The organism is Fimbriimonadia bacterium (assembly GCA_039961735.1).
Taxonomy (GTDB): domain Bacteria; phylum Armatimonadota; class Fimbriimonadia; order Fimbriimonadales; family JABRVX01; genus JABRVX01.
Genome location: JABRVX010000004.1, coordinates 1 through 21,200, shown reverse-complemented (window position 1 = coordinate 21,200; position 21,200 = coordinate 1). Strand labels below are relative to the sequence as shown.

The following is a 21,200-nucleotide window of genomic DNA, read 5'->3' as shown; positions in this document are numbered from 1 at the left end:
GCAGTCGCGGCTGCAGGCGTAGTGACCGGCGAGACGCCGGAACTCCGTCCGGAGGCGAACTGGTCCGTCGCTTAGCGCGAGAGCCGCTCCAACAGCTCTCGCCGCGTCTGCCGAAAGACCGTGACGTCAATCTCATACCGGTCGAAGGCCAGGATGTGCCTTCCTGCGAGGCGATTCGCCGCCTCCGGATCGCGCTCCGCTAGCATACATAGCAGCTCGTAGTCCGCAATGCCGTCGCGCATCGTCTCCCAACGGATTGAGTCGACGGGTCCGTCCTTGCCGGGATACACGATCCACGCATCTCCCGCCGGCAGGTACCCATGGCTGTCGAACGGCCCGGTCAAATGCTCGTAGGGATTGGCCTCGCCCCAATGGTTGTATCCCCAGTGCAAGTACCCAGTGATCCCATAGCGGTAGTTGATCCAGTGCAGCAGTCGGGTCTTGATCAAGGGGTGTTCGATGAAGCGGTTCGCATACTCACCCATCGGATAGATGCACGTATAATGCCACACCTCCTCACCCTCGGCCTGACGCTGCTGGTAGTGCTCGAAGTCTTGGTGCAGGTAATTGAGCTGCGGGACCCACACGTCCACCGAACCAACGAGGTCTTTCGTGTGACACGCCTCGACGATCGGCACTCCCGGCGCATACTTCCTAACCAGAGCAGCGAGGGCTCTGTAGCTGCCGATGTTGGAGGCGATCGGCTCGTCCGCCAGGTGTTGCATATAAATGTCCAGCCACCCATTGGCCTGCAGGTTCTCTAACAGGGCAGGGAAGAACTGCGCGTAGAATGCGTCTGCCTCGGGGCTATCAGCGGGCAGGTTCGCCATGCGCACCGCGCCATCCACCACGGTCGGAACCTGCGCCAGGAACTGCGACTCCCAGTCTCCCTCGCGCCCCCCGATGTGACCACCCTCGATCCTTCCAATGACCCCCGCTCTGACGAAAGTGTGCACCCAGCGATTGAAGCGCGAGAAGTCCATGCTCCATCCGCCGCCTTCCTTCGGGCGGAAATCCGTCAGCGCCAGCACAGGGACGATGGCCACGTTCTGGCGATGCTCTGCCATGTTGAGTGCATATCTCGCGAGCAGTGCCCAATACTGTGGGGTGTCTACCTCGGCGCTTATCTGCATGTGTCGTGAGTTGTTCCAGAACCAGTTCGTAACCCAAAGACGCGACTTGCCAACTGCGACATCATAGACCCGGAGGCGTAGCTCATGCTTGCCGCTTACGGCTCTTCCGTTGCACTGCCCCGAAAGAGTCAGGCTCGCTACGTACTCACCGGCCTTTGCATCCATCGAGACAGGTAAGCTGATCCACACGGCGTAGGTCGTACCGGCCTCGATATCGGGTGCAGCTTCGAGCAGTGGGTCGGGGTATAGGCATGGGGGAACCCGAAGCCTGTCTGCCGGCGGTGCCGGGAGACCCCGGTCCACCGGCACATAGCCGACGAAGCGCACACGCGCACCCGCCAGGTGCGCATCACCGCCGCGGAGCGCGAAAGCGCTGACGTCAGCATCGAGGGCCTCTGCCGGCAGGTCACAGCGCAGCGCAATCTGCCACGTGGCCGTCTCTCCCTTTGCCACCTCGCAGGTGAGGGCTGGCTGCACATCGGGTCGGCTGTCAGGGAACACTTTGACCAACGGGTCCACTTGCCACGTCTGCACCTTGATCACCTCCGGGGGCTTGCAGCTGCCGCTCTTGGCTGGCGCCACCACCTGCGCGCCAGCACTGGTTACGAGCGAGACACCTATCGCTAGTCCTACCAAGCCTCTCATGTTCTCCCACTTTCTCTCGATCCGTGACGCTGTCTCCAGGCCCGTCATGCCGTCTCCATATCCGTCATGCTGAGCCCGTCGAAGCATGTTCTGGGTAGTCGCATGCCGCTGTGTTCAGGTACTACGCCCGCGGCGAGCGCAGTCATGCTTCGACGGGCTCCAGCGTGACGGACCTCTAGCTCTGGACCGGTGCATGTCAACTAACTGCACTACCCGCGTGTGCGCCCTAGAACCGCACCTGCGGTGCCTCGCGCTGCTCGGGCGTGGCATCCAACTCGAAGTACTCCTCCTTGCCGAAGCCGAACATCTGCGCGAGCAGCACGGTCGGAAACGTCTGGCGCGCGTTCTCGTACAACATAACGCTGTCGTTATAGATCTGGCGCGCGTAGCCGATCTTGCTCTCCGTGTCGCTCAGCTCGTCCTGCAACTGCAGAAAGTTCTGATTCGCCTTCAGCTCGGGATAAGCTTCCGCGACGGCGAACACGGAGCGCAGCGCCTGTGTCAACATGTTCTCCGTCTGCGATTTCTCGCTGACCGTGCTCGCCGACATGGCCTTCGCGCGATACTCGCTCACCTTCTCGAACGCCTCTTTCTCGTGCGCAGCATAGCCCTTCACCGTCTCCACCAGATTGGGGATCAGGTCGTGACGTCGCTTCAGTTGCACGTCAATCTGCGCCATCGAGTTGTGGCAGCGGTTGCGCTGCGTGACCAAGCGGTTGTATGAGCCGATGAGCCAACCCGCTACAACCAGCACTGCCAGAATCAGGATCACTAACACCCAAACCATGTTCCTGCTATCTCCTTCCTTCTGTCCGAAGCCCGACCGACCAGGCTAACCCGCACTACTACTACCGCCACCGCCACCGCCTCCGCCGCCTCCGCTGAACCCCCCTCCTGACGACGTGCTGCTCGATAGAGCTTTCGCCATGCTGTTGAAGTTCGACATGGACGAGGATAGTTTGTTCAGCGATGCGAGGTTCATGGAACCCGGCACACCGCTTCTACTATGGAACCACACGGCGGCAGGCAGGTCTTGGTGGTACTCCTTTGCTACCATCTTGAGGTTGTCGAGCAATTTGTCCGCCACACCTAGGGCGGTGGCGTACACGAGATACAACTCCCAAAGCGGCAAGTATTCTGGCCCTGCGCTCTTTAGGGCAGTGAAATCGGTCATCATCCTCTTAAACGCTTGCCACCGGCGATACTCGAGTGCCGCCTCAGGAGTGCGTCTGCCAATAGACGCTTGCGCTATGATGACGCACAACAGGACGGCACCAGCCCCGGCGAACCAGCCGAATGGCGGGGTGGTAAACAAGAGTGGCACGGCCACTAGCACGCTCGTTACCGAGAGCAGCGTCTTCCACCGGGCGCTAACCTGGTCGTCAAGCTGAAAGAAGTTGTTCTCGAACCACATTCGCAGCTCCGGTCCCCAACTTTCGATGAAGATGAGGAACCGGCTCTTCTGCCCCACCATCTCCTTGCCCCACTTCTCGATCATGTCGCTGGTTACCGCATCGCCCGAGCCGGCTTCCACGAATGCGACACGAAGGACATCCACCTCGAATGGCTGGAGCGGACGTTCCTTGCGCTTCAGGTCCACGGGCCGCCCCGCAAGCAGCGCTCTCCCTTTGTCGGTCAACGAGTACACCAGGTCCGTACCCTTGAAGAGACCCAGGCCCAGAAACCCCGAGTCTTCGACCTCTCGGATCTCCAGATAGCCCAGCCTCGCCGCTTCGAGGAGCGTAGCAGCAAACGCGTTGCCCATCGCCGACTTGTCGTAGCCCACTTGGGGCAAGATCGCGGGCACCACGGCAGGCGGAATCTCGCGCGGGGGCTCGCGCTCATAGACGGCGTCGTAGGCGATCCTCGGCTCGCGGCCATGCTCCCGATACGCCCACGCCAGCGCACCCATCTGAGCCACGAACAGCAGCCCTGCGAGCACCCAGAGGCCTTTGTCTAACCTCTCCTTGAGCCGCATCGCAGCGTAGTCCTTGCTCACCTGCTCGAAGTTCCGGCGCTCATCTTCGAGCAGCGACTCGTACGTCTGGCCGGACGACACCTCGGCGTTCACGAAGATGGCCGGGTCGAGTAACACACGCAACTCTACGAAGCTGGCCTCGGGTATGTCCGACTGCTCGACGTCGGCTTGACTGAAATCGTCGGCGAAGGTGAGTCTGCCGGGGGCGGCGAGGCTGTGGACAAACACCTTGAACAACGTTGGGCTCGGCTTGGGCGGCACGATCCGTATGCGCACCGTCTCGATGGGTGCATGCTTATCTTCGATGGCCTTCCAGTAGAAGTGAGCGGCGTCAGGGTAACGCTGGACCGCACCCGTGATGCGGTAGCGTAACTCGAAGCGCTTGACCTCGTCCTCCGCCTTGTAGCTCCATTTCAACACCTGCTCCCCGCCTGCAGAGAACTGCTCTGAGGGAAGCTCTGCACCGGTATCTGCGTCCTTCACCCCGAGGTACTCGATGCCGTAAGAGCCGTACTGCCCGGTCGTTTTCAGTCGTAAGTCGGCCCACGAAAAGGAACCACTGAAGCGGTACGTGCGAATGTCGGTGACCTCGGCGTCCCCGTTCGGCAGCAAGCGAAAGGTCTGCTCGATGAGCGGGTGATCGTATGACTTGGCGAGCGCGAGCGCGGATGTGCCAAGCAGCAGCACCGCACACACGGCGCGGTACAAGCGGCTTCGCCTGTCGCTCCACTGCCTTGTTGCTTTCACGGCAAGGACCTCCCTCTACCTGCTTCCATCGTCGGAGTTCACTGTCCGCTCTATCAGACCTGCCAAAATCTGCTCCTTAGGGGAGTACGCTGGTGTTCCGGCTGCGTTGCGAAGGGCCTATTGGCGAAAGGAACCGGCGGACCTCGCGGCGAAATGTGCGTACGAAAGGACCGGTCTCGAATGGAAACCCACGACCAAGCCCCTTGCGCTACGAAACTCCCCGCACTGCCCGGCGACGAGGTTCGTCAGATCATGTGGCGATTCGCCGATCGGTTCGACCTGCAGATGCTCGTGCAGTCCGCACGTGGTGTGGCGCGGGGACCGGTCGCGCGCGTCGTGGCCGAAGGCGGACGCAACACTCACGAGTGGACGGACGCCAAGCACTCGCTGCTTGCGGAGTTCGACGCTGCCGGTATCACCACGGCATTCATGGACCCCGAGCACGGCGGCTACATCGAAGGGCCTAAGAACCTCGCGCTCGCCCTCATCGCTTTCGAACTGGCATGGGTGGATGCCGGCGCAGCAACCTGCAGCCTGGCGGGCAACTTAGCGCTCTCACCCATCCACGAGCGTGGCACTCCCGAACAGCGCGCGCTATACCTATCGCGCTGCGTTCCGCCGCAGCCCGGGGAGGACCGGGAGCAGTGGCGTGGTGCCTTCGCGCTTACGGAGCCGCTGCCCTACGTGGGTGTGGACACCAATGTCCTTTCAGGGGCGGCGCGCGTCGCCGAGTGGCCGGACGGCGGCGAGCCGATCCTGCAGATAGACAAGCGCGGTCGCTTCATCACCAATATGGCGTTCGCCAACTTCGTGACGGCCGCAGTAACTTCGACGGACGAGCGACTCAAAGGCAGCTTCGTCGTGATCCTGCACGAAGACGACCCCGGCACGTTCGATCGTGGCGTGCCGACCCGGAAACTGGTGCACCAGCTCTCGTCCACACGCGATCCGGCGCTCAGTCTTCGAGTTCCGGCTTCGCGAATCGTCGGCGGCTACACCCTGCAGAATGGGGTAATCGTGCCCAACTTCACCCACTCCGAGATCATCGAGGCGGTGTTCCGCCGTACACGCGTTACGGTCGGCCTGATGACCTCGGCAAAGCTGCTCTCGGCGATCGAGCCGGTGATCCGATACCAACGCGGTCGATTCCGTGGGGGAACCGCTGCGGCACCGGGAACACCGCGTTACGAGCAAGGTCTGCAGCAGAACGAAGACGCCCTGCACCGCCTGGTGGATGTGTGGGCCACAGGCGAGGCCAGCGCGTCGCTCGGGTTCGCCGCGGCACGGCTCTTCGATGAGTTCGACCCACTGGAGAAGGAGAAGGACCGCATCTTCAAAGAGAAGGGCATCGAGGGAGGGCGCGCTCAGCTTCGCGAGTTCCAGAAGTTGACGCCGGACGCGATTGACTTCTTGCGCATGGATGCCCTCCCGCCCGCACGGCGCGGTGCCAGACATGCCGAACTGAAGGCCGACCCGTTGGTTCAGTATGTCGTTCTGGACTCGCTCGCACAGGTGCTGTGCCCCGCGTGCAAGCTGTGGAACACCGGGCATGGCACGAACATGATGCGTGAGGCCGTGAGTCTGATGGGCGGTTACGGCATCACCGAAGACTGCCCCGGCTTCCTCGGGCACAAGTGGATGGATGCGCAGCTCGAAGCCACCTACGAGGGGCCAGAGGCTGTCCAGCGCCGCCAGCTCTCGGTCACGATGGTGAACGAGGTTTTCCTGGAGCAGGTCCGACTGTGGATCAGGGAACTTAGAGGTGTCGCCGGGAGGCGACCAGGCACCGGAGCGTGCACACTCGCTTCGGCCTTCGACTTGTGGCTTTTCACCCTGCGACACCTGCGCGAGGCGAAAGATGCCGATGGCGAGGCGCTCTTCCACAGCCGAAGGCAAGGGGTCGCCTTCCCGATGGCGGACGCCCTGTGCTGGCTGCTCGCGGCCAAGTGCCTCATCTCGGATGTGCTGGCGCTGGAAGAGCAGGGGGCCTCGGCGATGCCTCAGGATGCACTCGATGCGTACGTGCAGTTCTTCACCGACCTAGTGCACGTACAGGCTGCGCGTGCCGCCGGAGAGGTAGGACGCATCTGCTCCGAACTCGTCTACGGCTACAACCGGCATCCAGCCTGGGACGGCCAGTCGGAGTCGTGCTATTCGCCTCCCGACGTGATCACGCTGGAGAGCCTGATACCCGGCATGGGGGCGAGTGCCCTGGTGGAGGGCGACACGATTGACGAATCTGGTTCGCACGCCGACAAGGCCGGACCGTGTGTGCGATTCACCGGATTCGAGACCTTCACCCGATTGAGAGCGCGTCTGGACGGGTGCCTGACCGGCGCTCGCCTTGCCAAGGACCGTGCGGCGGAGGCACTGACCCACGTTATGATCCCCGAAGCGCTGGATTACCCGCAGTGACCTCCGGCTTCATTCTGCGAAGGCGCGCTATCCCTTCGGCCCAGTACTTACAGCACGGGTGCGAGAGTGACTGAAGAGGTGCTGGAGAGCGGGGCGGCCAGCTCCAGGCAAACCATCGAGGCGGACATCGCCTGCGTCGGCTTCGGGCCAGCTATGGGAGGCTTCCTGACGGTTTTAAGCCGCGCGCTTTCGGAGGAACCCTCTCTACAGAGCAACGTACTGCCTGGTATGCCGTTCCAGGTGATCTGCTTCGAAAGGGCCGACGACCTAGGCTTCGGCGTTTCAGGGGTCGTCACACGCGCGCGGGGGATTCGAGAGGTCTGGCCGGGCCTCGAACCCGCTTCGATCCCTATGGCCCATCCGGTCTGGCACGAAAAGTTGGTGTACCTACACGACCCGATTGGGGCGAGTAGGCGTTCGGCGGGTACCAAGTTGCTCGATCTTCTGACCCGCCCGCTAAGAAAACGATGTGCCGTAGAGTTGCCCTGGACCCCGCCGTTCTTGCACAAACACGGTGGTCTCATTCTCTCCATCGGTCAGTTCAACCAGTGGGTCGCGGCCCAGATCATGGCTATGGGCACGATCCAAATCTGGCCCTCCAGCCCGGTGGCGGAAGCGTTGCAAGAGGGCGAGCGGATCGTAGGGATACGCCTAGCGGACCAAGGGACGGAGCAAGACGGCACCTCGTACCTGCCCGGCATGGAGGTGCGTGCTGCCCTCACCGTGGTGGGCGATGGTCCCGTGGGTGCGGTAGGGCGCCAGCTCACGCGGCGGTTCCCTCGCGAGGACGACGAGAAGGCCGAACACTGGGCAGTGGGCATGAAGTTCGTAGTGGACTTGCCCGAGGACACAACACTCGAGCCTGGTACGGTACTGCACACCTTCGGCTACCCCGAGCCCGAGATCTTCGGCTTCCTGTATGTCCATCCCGAGAACATCGCCTCGCTCGGAATCTTCGTCCCATCGTTCTTCGACAGCCCTGTGCGCACCGCGTATAGGTATCTCCAACACTGGATGCGACACCCCTACCTGTGGCGACATCTGCAGGGCGCGACGCTTCGCTCTTGGGGAGCGAAGTCGCTGAACGAATCCGGCCTCGCCGCGCAGCCTGCCGTCGTCGGCGACGGCTTCGCACGGATCGGCGAAGGTTCCGGTAGCACCAATGCGCTCACGGGGTCGGGTGTGGACGAAGCTTGGACCACCGGGTCGCAGCTTGCGGAAGCAGTGGTATCTCTTCTTCGCGAAGGCAAGCCCCTATCGCGAGAGAACTTGGAGAAGACGTACCTCGCCAAGCGGCACGGAAGTTGGGTCGAGAGGGAAGGCCGCGTCGCTCGTCGTGCGCGCGACGGCTTCACCAGCGGCTTCCTAAGAGGGCTGATCGGTATGGGCCTGGCCGGCTTTACGGCAGGGCGGTTGGCCTGGCCCGCCAAGAAGCACACGAGCCCCAAGAGCCTCGAAGAATACTACCGTGGCCGGCTCACAGCCGCGCAGATCGAGGAAGCCAGACAACAGGCCGCAGCTGCCGGCCTGCCGCTCCACGACCTGCTGATGCGTCTTGCCGGGTGGCCGGAGATCGAGTACGACGGCAAGTTGTTGGTATCGCATCAGGACGCGCTGCTGCTGGGCGGAAAGGTTCAGGGGGCTCCCGGTTACGCCGACCATGTCGCCTTCCTTTACCCCAACCTCTGCGAGCAGTGTGGCGTGCAGCTCTGCGTGGAAATCTGTTCGGGCCAGGCACTCACCCCAGGCGAGAACGGGGTACCTGCCTTCGACCGTGAGAAGTGCGTGCACTGTGGTGCTTGCGTCTGGAGCTGTCCTCAGCGGCTTCCGGATGGGACGCGCGGAAACATCCAGCTGCGTGCCGCAGCAGGAGGGCTTCACTCTGCAGAGAACTAGCCGAGAGCAGGCTGGCAGTGCGCCTAGGAGTTTGGCCCGATGAGCGTAGGCTATCACATCGTCGTTTGCGGCAGCTTGGTTCCCGATCCACTGCAGACCCTAGAACCCGTCGAAACCCCTAGCGGCCCGGGACTAAGGAACGAGGCCATGCTTCCCGCTGTGCTCGACCCGTGGGCGGCGCACGCCCTCTACGAAGCTGCGAATCTGGCTAAAGACACCCCCGACAGCCGGGTTTGGTTGGTGAGCCTGGGGCCGAAGGCCAAGCTGCAGCAACTCATGATGTCGGTTGCGCAGAAGGCGCCGTTCGATCTTGTGGCGCTTGACGGGTCGGCGGGCGGCTTCACCGACGCACACGAAACGGCCAACGCACTCGCGGATGCCATCCAGCAGATAGAGGGACTGGACCACACCCGACTACTGCTCTTCGGCGGGTGGGCCTCGGCCTCTCGCGATGCGGGGGTGACGTTGCACATGGTGGGCGAGCGCCTCGGTATTCATGACCAGTTCGCGGGAGTGGACCAGCTGAACCCGCTGCCGGACGGCTCATTCACGGTGAAAGAGCGCATTGAAGGCGGGCAGTACCAAGTCTCGCGCTGCGCGGGGCCGCCCGCACTGCTCGCTTGGGCCACCGGCAACCTACCGGAACCACCTAACAACCCACAGGTGGGCATGGCGAACATGCGCGGCGTCATGCCCGCGCTGCAGCGTTCAAAGCCAGTTGCCATCACCGTCGGCGACGTTGCGTTCGGCAAGGTTGAGTCCCCAAAGCAGCGAAGGGATACGCGGGTGGTGAAGGACGTCCCACCAGAAGACATCGCACGGGAACTGGCAGAGTGGGTGCGTGGGTAGCCTCCCCACGTCTGTTGGCGTTATGTCACTGAGTCACTTGGAGATGTACTGAAATGTCCATTCTGTACCTCGCTCTGGTCGAAAACAGCGGACTGCTGACGAGAAGCGCCCTCGAAGGGCTGAGCGCTGCGCTTTCGCTGTCTACCGAGGTCGGCTCGCCTCTTAACGTCGGTCTGCTCGGAGGGCGTACGGAGTCGGCTGCTCAGCAGATAGGTGGTTGCGGCGCCATCCGCTTTCTAGCGGTCGAGGCCCCCGCATTCACACAGCCGCGTTACGCCTCGGATGCAGCCGCCGCCGAAGCCCTGATACGAGCCGCGGGTGCTCACATCGTACTCGCCCATGCCTCCTCGCGATGGGCTAGGGCACTCCCCGGAGCCACCGTCCGTGTCGGTGGACGCATGGACACCCGCATCAGCGCTCTTACGGTGGCTGATAGCAAGCCGATGGCGCAGCGCTGGTTCTACCGTCAACGCATCGTCGCCGAGTTCACACGAAGCGAGCGGCCGTGGATTATGCTGCTCGAAGCCGGCATCGCCCCCGCATGGCAAGGCCCCCCCGCCACGGTTCAGATGGAGCGCGTGGAGGTGCCCACCGACCCTGCATGGGACCGCACCCAGGTGCAGGGCACCGAAGCAGCGAGTCTCGGCGAGCAGACTATTCGCCCAGACGCCGATCTGCTCTTCGTCGCGGGCGCAGGCTGGACGAAGAAGCAAGCCGACGGGCAGGTGCATGCGACGGAGGCCGAGGAACTAATCAGGATCTTCTTGCAGAGGAGTGGGGCATCGCTCGGAAGCAGCAAATCTCTGGTGGACCAGACCGGCGAGGGCGGCCAGGTGCTGTCTCTGCTCACGCACCTCAACCAAGTCGGCCAGACTGGCTCGTCCCCGAGGCACCCGAAGGGGCTCGCGACCTGCTGCCACGGAGAAGAGCCGCACGTGGTGGGCTGGCGCTTCATCACCGAACGGCGAGCCGTCAATCTCGACCCGAACTGCGGATGGGCTCAGGGCAAGGCGGACGTGCTGTACGTCGCCGACGCCTTCGAGGTGATGCGCAAGCTGAACGAGCTGCTCGCGAGCCGCTAGGCGGTGGACCTCCCGCATCTTCTAACCGACCCGCCGCCCGACTGCCGGCCGTGGACGCGCTGGTGGTGGTTCGGCGCGGACATCACGCCAGAGCAAATCGAGCGAGAGTTGTCGTTCATGGCAGAGCACGGGTATGGAGGCGCCGAGATTGCATTCGTATACGCTTGGCCTGGCGCCGACCCCGGGCCCAAGCCGCTGTCTCCCGAGTGGACGGAACTGCTGAAGCACGCCGCGCGGACGGCCCAACGGCTGGGCCTCGGATTGGACATCACCTGCGGCAGCGGCTGGCCGTTCGGTGGACCGCACATCTCGGAACATCTGACCGCATGGACAGTGCATGTGGCCGATTGCGAAGAGACAATCGGGTTGGACCAGCGCTTGGTAGCGACAGTTGCGGCACCCATTCTGAAGCAGGGTTCGCCTCCGATTGCAGACGCGGGAATGGTCATGCGGGTGGATGGTGATGCCCCGGCCGGCTGGGTCATCGCGCGAGTGTTCGCACGCCACTCCGGGCAGCAAGTGAAACGGGCTGCACCAGGACAGGAGGGGCCGGTGCTGGACCACTTCTGCAAGGCCGCTCTGGAGGCACATTTGGCAGCGTGGGGCCCGCCGCTGCTGGAGGTCGCTGGCGCAGCCCCCGTGCGTGCGCTGTTCTGCGACAGTTGGGAGGTGGAAGGTCCGTACTGGACGCCTGCCTTGCCACAGCAGTTCCAGAAGCGGAGGGGGTATGACATCGTCCCTCTCATGCCCTTCATTCTCGGCTTCTGGCAGGCGCCATTCCCGGGCGCCATCTCTCAAGTCCTCCACGACTACGGGCAGACGCTGCACGAGATGGCGATGGAAAACTTCTATCTGCCCTTCGCGGAGTGGTGCCGAGCACATGGCTTTCTCGCTCGCGTGCAGACCCACGGCTCTCCTACCGAGCCGCTGGAGTCCTACGGAACGGTGGACATCCCAGAAACCGAGACCATGCTGCTGCCCTTTGCAAACGCTCGGCTCGCTGCATCCGCCGCACGCCTGTGGGATCGTAAGGTAGTTACCAGCGAGACCTTCACCTGCCCCTACGGATGGCCGGATCGTCGCATGTTCGCCGAGCGGCCAGACGACCTGAAGCTAACAGCCGACCAGCAGTTCGCGCATGGCGTGCAACAGGTCGTCCACCACGGATTCGCATCGTCGCCGCACTCAGACGCCGGGCCCGGCAGGCACTTCTACGCCACTACCCACCTGAATCATACACTACCATGGGCACGCGGACTGCGCGAGTTCAACCGTTACCTAGCACGAATATCCTGCCTGATGGGTTGTGGGGTCCCGGTGCCGGATGTGGCCGTGTACCTGCCTATTCACGATGTGTGGCGACGAGCGTCCCAGAGCTCGGTGGAAGAGATGTTCTCTTGGGATGACAGGCGAAGTGCACTGCACATGCCACAGGCCCTTGCAGGTTACTGCTATGACTGGGTGAACGATGCTGCGGTACGTGCCATGGTCGCACACGAGGGCAGGGTACGCTTGCGGGAGATCGAGTATCCGGCCCTCGTACTACCCACACTCGAGTACCTACCATCCGCGACGGCTGATGCTATCCACCGATTCGCCGCTGCCGGTGTGCCGGCCTACGCGGATAAACCTGTTCCCGAGTCGCTTAGCACCCTGGTGCTACCCATCGATCGGCTGAACTTACCACCAGCCGTCCAGGTCTCTCCCGGACCCGCCGCGTACCAGCACAGGCGGCTCGCAGGCGGAGACATCTTTTTCATCGGCCCACGCGTAAGTGGTCCCACCTATCCCATGCCCTATCGCTTCGCCCGCTCTCTCTCCGATAAGCAAGAGGTCGTGCTGACCTTCCCGCGTCACACAGCCATGCAAACCGCCTCCCTTTGGAGCGAAGCGGAAAGCCAGTCCTTGCGAAGCGGAAGAGGAGGCTTGGGAAGGGTGTCAGACTCCGTTCCTCCTCATCTAACACGCATTGATGCATGGACCGGCAGATTCGAGCGAGTGGCTCCCCAGGTGGACAACGGAAACCTAGTAGTACATCTCGGCTTGCCGGCCGCGGAACCTATCATCCTGTTGCTATCCGACTACTCAGTCGAGGCTGATGACCCCTACCCACCACTGGTGGAGTGTCGCGTGCCTGGCTCGTTCGTCCTCACACTTCCCGATGGCACTTGTCGCCGGATGGACCACCTCGAGGATTGGAGAGCGATCGCCGGCCTGAGGGACTTCTCTGGCACCCTCGAGTATCGGCTCGATCTCCACTTCGACGTGCTTCCGCCATCACCTATTTTCCTCGACTTGGGCGAAGTGGAGATCATGGCAGAACTCACACTGAACGACGTGCCGCAAGGTCTCACTCTGTGCCGACCACATCGCTTCCGTCTCGACCCGCATCTGCGCATCGGCAGCAATCGTGTCACCGTGAAAGTCACCAACCTCGCGTTCAACTCTGTGCAAGCACGGCGAAACTCGCTCGGGGCCCCGATTCCGCTACCCGGCCTAACAGCAGAAGAATGGGATGAATTGCTCCGTGCCGGTATGTTGGACGAGCCGAATGAGCGTTTGCCGTCGGGCCTGTTGGGCCCCGTTCGCCTACTACACGCAAGAAGCTAATGTGCTAACACGTCGGGGGCGGTGGCGGACCGCCGGATGTCGGGTAAACGTAGATCGTGCCGTAGTCCTTTCCTTGCGTCGGCACCGCAATAGGCGCCTTACAGGTTCCTGGCCCGAAATTGATGTCGTACACGCCCGTACCGTACCTCCAGTTGAGGTAGTAACCGCTTGGGACCGACTCGAGAAACATGTGCGTGGCAGTAGTGGGGATGACCGCGCTCCACTTGCCGTCCTGCCCGCTCGTGGCTCGCCCGACCTCGAGCTCAGCAGCGTTCCAGAAAACCACGACGACGCCCCGCACTGCGGTGCCCGCACCCTCCTCACGGACTACTCCCCTGACATTCACCTTGGGTGCCACGATGGTAATCAACGCGGGCGTGGCATCCATTCCAGCATACTTAGCAGCGATGGATGCTTGTCCGTCGCTGGACGGAGTTAGTACACCGTCACCGTCCAACGAGCCCATCTGGGGCGGGCTGCAAGTCCAGCTTCCAGGGTCCGGTGCGACGTACACCCTGCCCGAGCCATCGTCGGCTGTCAGATAGAACCGTGGCCTAGCGCTAACCGAGATTGCGGAAGTCTCGATTCCCTCGGCAGGTTGCACTCGCAAGTCCGAGAGAGCGCCTGGCGTCACGACCGACACATCTACGCTCGCTGTCTGAGTGGCGTAGGTAGCAACTACCGTTCCACTAGCAGCCATGTCCGACGTTTGCAGCGCACCATCGGCCCCGATCGTGCCAATTCCCCCCGAAGCCTCCCACGTCGGAGAGATCTCCACTCGAGCCCCATTGGTGTATACGGCCGTAGCGCCGAGCACGAACCGCGTACCAGCTTGCAACCGGGAGCCGGAAGGGATGCTGACCAGGATCTCTCGGATGGAAGTTCCGCCACCCCCACCACCTCCTCCGCAACCGGCGGAAAGGGCCATCGCGGCGCATACGCCACCAAGAGTCACACTTCGCATCCGTGACAGCGATAGGTGTCGGAACATCGTCTCTCCTTAGTACTCACAGCCGGGGGGTGGCGGTGGCGGGTCGTTCGTCGAGAACAGATAAACAAAACCGTAGTTGCGACCCTCGGTGGGTGTCGCGATCGGCGCCCCGCAAGTGGCAGGCTTCCCCACCCAGTAGTTTACTCCCTGATATCGGAAGATGTCGAAGTAGGCGAACGATACCGTCGGCACGTACAGCATCGTCGAGCTGGTCGGGATCTTGCCCTGGAACGTACCATCGGTGCCTGTGGTCAAGCGAGCCGACTCGGTGCGGTCAGCATACAAGAAAGCAATCGTCACATTCGGTATCCCTGCCAGCGTCCTGGCATTGCGGACGCTGCCGGTGACTCGCACGGTCTGCACCACGCGAATCGCCAGCGGCGTCGCAGCGGTACCACCCACCGATGCACTAACACTACCAACACCCAACGACCCCGCAGCGAACAGCCCCGTGTTGGCGTTGATGGTGCCTACGCCTCCGCTCACCGACCACGTTCCGGCATCAGCTCCCACGTAGATGCGTTCGCCGCCACCACTCACTGCGGTGAGATAGAACGGTACCTCAGCGCCGAGTGCGATCGCGCCGGCCACCACTCCGTCTGGCGCCTCCACCCTGGCATCCGACAACGTTCCCGGGGCTACCACGTTCACGGCTATACTAGCGGTCGCGGTCTGGAAGGTAGCGTGGATGGTACCGAACGCAGCCTGACCTGCTGCGATGAAGACTCCCTGCGAGTCCACGTCTCCGACGCCCCCGGCACTCACCCAACTCGGAGTCACCCGCACTACGGCTCCGTTGCTGTACACAGCATCGGCCACGATGGCGAGGCGTGAACCCGTGGCCACGCTGATCGGACTCTGAAGGCTCAATACGAGGCCCGTTAGTGTCGGGCCGGTACCACCGCCGCTGCCACCTCCGCATCCCGTAGCGAAGAGGACGGCCAGCAGGCCGATGGTCAGTGCCATCCATCGAATGATCTTCACCAGCATCCTTCCTTCCCTGTGTCTACACGTCGGACGTTTCGCAGGCGCTTCCGCTACGGCTCCAACGGCACAACCAGCACCGAGCTGGGTCTCGAGCAGTACTTACGCGCCACGGACAACAGCTCCTCTGCGGTGACCTGCTCGACGGCCTTAGGGAACCCGACATCCATCTCGTATCCGCATCCTACCATCTCCCACCAGCCAAGCCAGAAGGCTCGGTCGCGTAGCCGCTGGTGGCCCTGAACGAACGGTGCAGGCATAGCTCTAGGCGGATCGGCGAGCTGGTAGTCCACGAGCAGTCGTCGCTTTACCGAAGCGAGCTCGGCAGCGCCCAGACCGTCCTTGGCCAAGGAGGTAAGCGCGTCTTTCGCAAGCTCGCGTGTCTTGGTGAGAACCACTTCGGGACGGTGCGTGGTCGGGTCAACCTCGAACGGGGAGAACTGCACCGTGGCGAACAGCAGGCTACCCGAAACGGTTGGGACCAGGCCCGTTCCAACTTGATACGCCGCTCCACTGCCTCTCATCGTCCGTGCCAGCACCGAAGTTTCTCCTTTTCCCAGAGCCGCGGCCACCAGGGCGAAAGCAGGGAAGTCTTTGGACGCTGGCGGAGGTCCCACGAAGCCGGCAGCCAGGTAGGCCGAGGTCGTGCTCGCGGTCCGCACTAGCTCGAATGGTTCCTCGGGGGGCAGGATATCCGGCGCAGGCGAAGGTTCGGGGCCGGAAGCAGTCCAGCCGCCGAGCGTCTGCCGGGCAACACGCAAAGCCTCTTCTCCTGGAACTTCCCCGGCAATCACTAACGTGAGCAGGTTGGGCCGAAAGAACCGTGCGTAGTAGTCGCGGCAGTCCTGAATCGTCACCGCGTCTACCTGCTCCAGCGTCGGCCGTGTGCCGAAAGGGTGCCCTCCGAAGGCCTCGAGCAGCAACTTGTTCACCGCCTCGGCAGCAGGGCCGATCGGGGCGGTTATGCTGGTCTTCACCTCGTTCTTGGCAGCCTCCACCTCGTCCGCGGTCAGCTCTCCATGCTTGGCTGCACCGCCGAGGAGGAATAGAGCGTTTTCCAGCCACTTCCCGGTGGTGTACACCTCGTAGCGCAGGTGATCCCTCTCTATGAACAGTTTCACGCCCCCACCTACCGCAGCCGAGATGTGCTGCAGCTCGGAGGGAGAGAGCAGTGCATGGCGACGATAGGCCGCCTGCGCGGTGACCCACCGCGTTCCCGGCTTGTCCTGGTCCGTATCCTCGCCAGCCTTCAGAAAGGCCATCGCGATGACCCACGGCGCGCCAGGCTCCGGCGACGTGATAAGCTTGGCCCCGTTCGGCAGCACGGTGCGCACGGGCTGCGCGACTGCGACGGCAACCGCGAGTGCGAAGACAACGAGCGTCCCCCACCGCATCATCGCCCACCACCCTTCGGGGGATGCCACTGGACACGGATCTCTTTGGCCGGATCGAACACCTCGGCGCCCACCCGACGGGCATCTCCAACCGAGAGAGTGTTCAGTGCGGCAAGGTAGCGCTCGGCGATGCCTTCCCCGCCGACAATCAGCCAGTATCCCAGAGCGTGCGCCCGTCCAGCATTGGTCTCGGTGGCGTACAGCTCCTGCGCCCGCACCCGGTTTCGCGCGGCAATGAACTCGGTTTCGGTGAACGAGCCGGAACGAAGACGCCCGATCTCCTCGGCGAGCTTGGCGGTTGCGTCCTTGGCCCGTTCCTCGTCACAAAACAGCGAAGCTACGACCAATCCCGGGTGCGACAACGTCTGGTATTGCGCCTGGAAGGCGAGGGCGTAATCCTTTAGCGGTCCGGTAGCGGCGCGCTCCTGTAGCAGAGCTACAAGGACGTCTAGCGCCGCGGAGTCTTCGATACGCGACGCAGGGATCGCAGGGTACGCGAAAGCCGCCGCGGCCTTGGTGTAGGGGCCCACCTCGTCCACCACCTTGGCTCCTGGGGGGGGAGGGGCTTCGAACGGCTCTCCCGCTGCTCTTCGCAGCCCGCCGAACCACACCTCCACCTGCTTGGCCGCCTCGCCCGGATCCACGTCACCAACGATAGCGACCACCGTGTTGCCGGTCGTGTACCATCTCTTGTGGAATTCGCGCACGTCTTCCAGGGTGCGTCGCCGCACATCCTCCAGCGAACCCGCCGCTCCACGTCCGTACCCGGAGGAAGGGTAAGCGAGGACGTGCACGTGCTCGGACAGAAACAGAAGCGGGTTGTCGCGTCGCCCGATCAGCTCTTGCAACACCACGCGCTGATGCCGGCGAAACACTTCTTCCGTGGGTGCCAAGTTCACCACAGCGTCGGCGAGCAGTCCCAAAACCTCGAGCCAATCCGCCTTGAGGCAGGAAGTGAAGTAGCGGACGATCTCCGATTGTGTGTTGGCCTCTAGGCTGTAGCCGAGTTCCCCCGCGCGTTTGTCAATCGCATCGCCGGGATGACTCGGGGTTCCGGCAAAGGCCAGGTGTTCCAGGAGGTGTGCACAGCCTGCTTGCGAGGCCGTCTCCCGCGCCGAGCCTGCGCGCACCATGACTTCGATGGCCACAGTTGGGGTCGAGGCATTGCGCTCCACGACGAGCATTACGCCCGATGGCAGCTTGCTGACAACGGCTTTCGGTGTGGAGGACTGGCTTGCAGCAGACGGAAAGAGCGCGAGGGTCAGAAGGAGCGGCAGCATGGTCGGCAGATTCTACCTTCGACTGCGGCTGACCCGACAAAGCATCGCGGCCCGTCCGTCTCGGACGGGCCGCAGTGCGCGTGAAGCGGAATAGGAGGACTACTGCACTGACATGATGCGCCCGGTGGCAGGGTCTATCGAAACTTCGGTTGCTCCGTCCGGCGCGACGTTAACCTTACGCTCCATATCGATCGCCGCTCGGACCGCTCCCCGGATGACGAACCGTCCGTCCTCGAACACGCCCCCGGGCCCTTCGGCTCGGCTGCGACCGATAGGCACAACGCTCATCAATCTGCCTGTCGTCGGGTTGAAGAACAACTGCACTGCATCCGAAGTGGCGGGATAGATGCCGCCTGTTCCGATGATGCGAGTGGGCGACATCAGCCTTCCGTTGTCCTGCAACATGCTCGTAATGGTAGTGCCGGTGACCTGCGCTCCCACCAACCCCGCATCGTTCCCGAGGAACAAGGGGTCTATGTACAGGGCCGAGCGCTGGCTACCGTCAATTGAAATCACGTCGCCGACGACCGAGCCTGCCAGACTACAAATGAACCCGCCGACAGAAGTCCCGAACACGGGATTGCTTCCCATGTCACTGCCCGCCGCCCCCACGAACACGCGTCGGGGCATCGCCGAGCCCGACACCGAGGGCGCCATCTCGAACGTCGGCTCGTTCGTAAGTCGAACCGGAGTCCCCGTGCCGTCGCGGTTGGCAACGAAAATGTCGAGGTTGTTTCCCAAATCGACGGTGTACACGATCTTCTGCCCGTCCGGCGAGAAGTCGGGCTGAGAGCGCACGGGAAGGCCGGTCAGAACGGGTGTTACCCCTGTCCCATCCGGCTTGATGGTGTAGACCCAGCCGGATGCGCTCACGAACGCGATCACCTGGCCGTCGGGCGACCAGCGCGGATCCACCTCGGAACCTCCGCCGCTCGTCACTTGGTTGATGCTCCCGGTGGTCAGGTCCATGCGGAAGATGTGGCGGCGTCCGTCGGCGCGTGTGCTCACCCAGCACAGGTGCGAGCCGGTTGGCGAGATTTGGGGCTGCTCATCCACGGCGGAGTGCTCGGTCAGCCTACGTTGATTGAGTCCGTCGGGACCCATCATCAGCACTTCGCTGTTGCCGAAGCGGTTGCTCACGAACGCGACCATGCTGCCGTCGCGCGACACGTGCGGCTGCGTCTCAGAAGCAGCGGTGAACGTGAGCTGCCGTTCCCCGGTGCCGTCCGTATTGATTACCCATATCTGCGGCGTGCCGGTGCGATCCGATTCGAAGAACACCTTGGTACCGTCTGCGGTGATACTGGGGTTTCGATCGGCTGCCGGGTGAGATGTGAGCTGTCTCACGTTCGTGCCGTCATAGTCCATGACGTAGATGTCGTAGTTGCCCGCCCGGCTCGAAGCGTACGCGATCTTCGAGTTGCGGAACAGGGTCGGTGTAGGCGTGAAGGCCAACGAGGTCACGTCTCCTCCAGCGGCTGAGATGAACACCGCCGGGCCCGTGGACGGAATGGGGAAGACCTGAACGCCCCGTCCTCTACCAGAGAAGCCGTTGTCGAAGTCCTGGCTCCAGTCGTCCCCACCGGTCAGCCCCCCGCCCGCTCCGCAGCCAGAGAACAGGGTCGCCATGGCCGAAGCGCCGATCCCGAGGCACAGTCGTCGCACACATGTGGTCATCAGCCGTCTCCTGATCGCGATACTTCCGCTGTTTCCGTTATTCCATAATCGGAGCCCGGGAACCCAAGGCTTTCGCTGTGGACTGCCGTGGCACAGGCGAATGCGACACAATGCGAGGTTGTGAGCGACGATCTGGTATTCGTACCTGTCGAAGTGAGCCTCAAGCCGGGAGCGCGATTGCCTGCGTATGCGACCAGCGGATGCGCCGGGATGGACTTGCACGCATACTGTGACGAGCCGGTAACACTCGCACCGGGTGAGCGGGCACGCATCTCGACGGGCGTACGCATCGCCCTCCCGGAAGGGTATGAGGCTCAAGTGCGACCTCGGAGCGGCCTCGCCGACAAGCACGGCATCGGCCTGGTGAACTCCCCAGGTACCGTGGACGCCGATTATCGCGGGGTCATCCAAGTGATCCTGATCAACTGGGGCGCGGAGCCATACACCGTGCAGCCGGGCGAGCGCATTGCGCAGATGGTAATCGCGCCAGTGTGCCGGGCAGATCTCAGAGTGGTGAGCGAGCTTCCCGAGACGGAACGCGGGAGCGGCGGCTTCGGTCATACCGGGAGAGAGGCATTATGAGGATCTGCGACAAGTGCATGGCCGAGGTGGGACCCGACAGAAAGCACTGCCCAGAGTGCGGCGCACCGCTCGATGACAGCTTCGAGGCCGTCGAAGGCGCAGACAGGGAGGTCTATCCGCTGCTCGCCCGGGCCAACCTGATGCGGATGCGAGGCGATGCGAAGCAGGCCGAGAAAGTCTGCCTGGAAATCCTACGCCGCTACCCGAACCACGCCACTGCCAATGCGCTCATGGGAGACATCCTGCTCGACCAAGGGAAAGAAGAGGACGCCCGGCAGTGGTTCCTTTCGACCCTGGAGATCGATCCGGCAAATTCGCAGGCCAAGGCCCGATTGCAGCACTTGGCGGAGCGACCTATTGTTGCACCAACGAGCGCGCCTGCTGAGGCCGGTGGACGCCTCGGGCCGTGGGTCTGGGGCCTGTTCCTATTGGTCGCCGCGACGGTTGCTGTTGCCGGTTTCATCGCAGGGCGCCGAATGGCAGAAGCCCCCCCCGAACCCGACCCCGATTTCGTGCAGCGACGCCTCGAGTACCAGGGTCCTCCCGTGGCACAGCAGACGGCTCGGGAGGTCGAGGTGTTGCGGCGCATCGGGGCGACGGCGGCGGCAGTCGCCTCACGAGTGGTCGGCCTCAGCTTCGACCCGCGTACGGCGGAGACCACGCTCACCCTTCGTGCCGAACCGCCCCTCACGCGGGCCTCGGTTGCCGCACTGGCTGTGCAGGCAGCCGTGGCAGTCTTCCAGTCGGACGGAGATACGGTGTCCGCTCGAGTCATCGTCCTCGGCCCCGTGAACGGTCAGACCGAAACGCTTTTGACCGCGGATGTCCGACGGAATGCCCTGCAGCTTCCGGCCAACCCGAATGAGGCCGATCTGATGACGGTGCTCGAGCGGCCGTGGCGGCACGCTCTGCACCGGAGGTGGAGGCTGAAGCGAGG

Annotated in this window: 15 protein-coding genes; 7 read left to right on the top strand and 8 right to left on the bottom strand. The window is 63.2% G+C overall.

From position 1 onward, the window contains the following. Nucleotides 1-71: 71 nt before the first annotated feature. From HRF45_01405 to HRF45_01395, 3 genes are all read right to left on the bottom strand, one after another. Nucleotides 72-1,826 (bottom strand): DUF4091 domain-containing protein, encoded by a 1,755-nt coding sequence (locus HRF45_01405; protein ID MEP0765187.1) that lies wholly within the window; start codon nucleotides 1,824-1,826, stop codon nucleotides 72-74. 178 nt (nucleotides 1,827-2,004) lie between these two features. Next, nucleotides 2,005-2,565 (bottom strand): LemA family protein, encoded by a 561-nt coding sequence (locus HRF45_01400; GenBank protein MEP0765186.1) that lies wholly within the window; start codon nucleotides 2,563-2,565, stop codon nucleotides 2,005-2,007. A 45-nt stretch (nucleotides 2,566-2,610) separates the two neighbouring features. After that, entirely contained in the window at nucleotides 2,611-4,503 is a 1,893-nt protein-coding gene (locus tag HRF45_01395) for a DUF2207 domain-containing protein (protein MEP0765185.1), read from the bottom strand. Nucleotides 4,504-4,683: 180 nt separating this feature from the next. On the opposite strand from HRF45_01395, the gene HRF45_01390 reads away from it, so the two are divergent. The 5 genes from HRF45_01390 (at nucleotide 4,684) to HRF45_01370 (ending at nucleotide 13,355) form a co-directional block, all read left to right on the top strand. Further along, nucleotides 4,684-6,918, top strand: coding sequence for an acyl-CoA/acyl-ACP dehydrogenase (locus HRF45_01390; GenBank protein ID MEP0765184.1), 2,235 nt, complete (start codon nucleotides 4,684-4,686; stop codon nucleotides 6,916-6,918). 153 nt (nucleotides 6,919-7,071) lie between these two features. Continuing rightward, nucleotides 7,072-8,814 (top strand): 4Fe-4S binding protein, encoded by a 1,743-nt coding sequence (locus tag HRF45_01385; protein ID MEP0765183.1) that lies wholly within the window; start codon nucleotides 7,072-7,074, stop codon nucleotides 8,812-8,814. A 39-nt stretch (nucleotides 8,815-8,853) separates the two neighbouring features. Next, nucleotides 8,854-9,663: an electron transfer flavoprotein subunit beta gene (locus HRF45_01380; protein MEP0765182.1), complete on the top strand. Its 810-nt coding sequence runs from the start codon at nucleotides 8,854-8,856 to the stop codon at nucleotides 9,661-9,663. Nucleotides 9,664-9,716: 53 nt separating this feature from the next. Further along, on the top strand, nucleotides 9,717-10,745 hold the full coding sequence (locus HRF45_01375) for an electron transfer flavoprotein subunit alpha (protein MEP0765181.1): 1,029 nt from the start codon (nucleotides 9,717-9,719) through the stop codon (nucleotides 10,743-10,745). Nucleotides 10,746-10,748: 3 nt separating this feature from the next. Beyond that, entirely contained in the window at nucleotides 10,749-13,355 is a 2,607-nt protein-coding gene (locus HRF45_01370) for a hypothetical protein (protein ID MEP0765180.1), read from the top strand. 4 nt (nucleotides 13,356-13,359) lie between these two features. On the opposite strand, the gene HRF45_01365 is transcribed toward HRF45_01370, so the two are convergent. The 5 genes from HRF45_01365 to HRF45_01345 all read right to left on the bottom strand — a co-directional run bounded on the left by HRF45_01365 (nucleotide 13,360) and on the right by HRF45_01345 (nucleotide 19,681). Beyond that, complete coding sequence (locus HRF45_01365) at nucleotides 13,360-14,346, bottom strand: hypothetical protein (protein MEP0765179.1); 987 nt, start codon at nucleotides 14,344-14,346, stop codon at nucleotides 13,360-13,362. Nucleotides 14,347-14,355: 9 nt separating this feature from the next. Next, on the bottom strand, nucleotides 14,356-15,330 hold the full coding sequence (locus HRF45_01360; protein MEP0765178.1) for a hypothetical protein: 975 nt from the start codon (nucleotides 15,328-15,330) through the stop codon (nucleotides 14,356-14,358). Nucleotides 15,331-15,383: 53 nt separating this feature from the next. Then, the gene (locus HRF45_01355) at nucleotides 15,384-16,754 is read right to left on the bottom strand and encodes an insulinase family protein (GenBank protein MEP0765177.1); all 1,371 of its coding nucleotides are present in this window, start codon (nucleotides 16,752-16,754) and stop codon (nucleotides 15,384-15,386) included. Further along, nucleotides 16,724-18,004 (bottom strand): insulinase family protein, encoded by a 1,281-nt coding sequence (locus HRF45_01350; GenBank protein ID MEP0765176.1) that lies wholly within the window; start codon nucleotides 18,002-18,004, stop codon nucleotides 16,724-16,726. The genes HRF45_01355 and HRF45_01350 overlap by 31 nt, the downstream gene beginning before the upstream one ends. 99 nt (nucleotides 18,005-18,103) lie before the next feature. Then, a complete protein-coding gene (locus HRF45_01345) occupies nucleotides 18,104-19,681 on the bottom strand; it encodes a PD40 domain-containing protein (GenBank protein MEP0765175.1) in 1,578 nt (525 codons plus the stop codon). A gap of 132 nt (nucleotides 19,682-19,813) precedes the next feature. Here HRF45_01345 and dut point away from each other — a divergent pair, with 132 nt between their 5' ends. Together dut and HRF45_01335 are read left to right on the top strand one after the other, a co-directional pair. Beyond that, nucleotides 19,814-20,263, top strand: coding sequence for a dUTP diphosphatase (dut, locus tag HRF45_01340; GenBank protein ID MEP0765174.1), 450 nt, complete (start codon nucleotides 19,814-19,816; stop codon nucleotides 20,261-20,263). Then, nucleotides 20,260-21,200 (top strand): hypothetical protein (locus HRF45_01335; GenBank protein MEP0765173.1); only part of this gene is annotated, 941 nt, incomplete at its 3' end. The genes dut and HRF45_01335, both read left to right, overlap by 4 nt.

Coding starts and splice junctions, on each gene's coding strand:
- HRF45_01380 (MEP0765182.1), top strand. CDS start 8,854: ATGAGCGTAGGCTATCACATCGTCGTTTGCGGCAGCTTGGTTCCCGAT.
- HRF45_01405 (MEP0765187.1), bottom strand. CDS start 1,826: ATGACGGGCCTGGAGACAGCGTCACGGATCGAGAGAAAGTGGGAGAAC.
- HRF45_01350 (MEP0765176.1), bottom strand. CDS start 18,004: ATGCTGCCGCTCCTTCTGACCCTCGCGCTCTTTCCGTCTGCTGCAAGC.
- HRF45_01400 (MEP0765186.1), bottom strand. CDS start 2,565: ATGGTTTGGGTGTTAGTGATCCTGATTCTGGCAGTGCTGGTTGTAGCG.
- HRF45_01375 (MEP0765181.1), top strand. CDS start 9,717: ATGTCCATTCTGTACCTCGCTCTGGTCGAAAACAGCGGACTGCTGACG.
- HRF45_01385 (MEP0765183.1), top strand. CDS start 7,072: ATGGGAGGCTTCCTGACGGTTTTAAGCCGCGCGCTTTCGGAGGAACCC.
- HRF45_01390 (MEP0765184.1), top strand. CDS start 4,684: ATGGAAACCCACGACCAAGCCCCTTGCGCTACGAAACTCCCCGCACTG.
- HRF45_01345 (MEP0765175.1), bottom strand. CDS start 19,681: ATGACCACATGTGTGCGACGACTGTGCCTCGGGATCGGCGCTTCGGCC.
- HRF45_01365 (MEP0765179.1), bottom strand. CDS start 14,346: ATGTTCCGACACCTATCGCTGTCACGGATGCGAAGTGTGACTCTTGGT.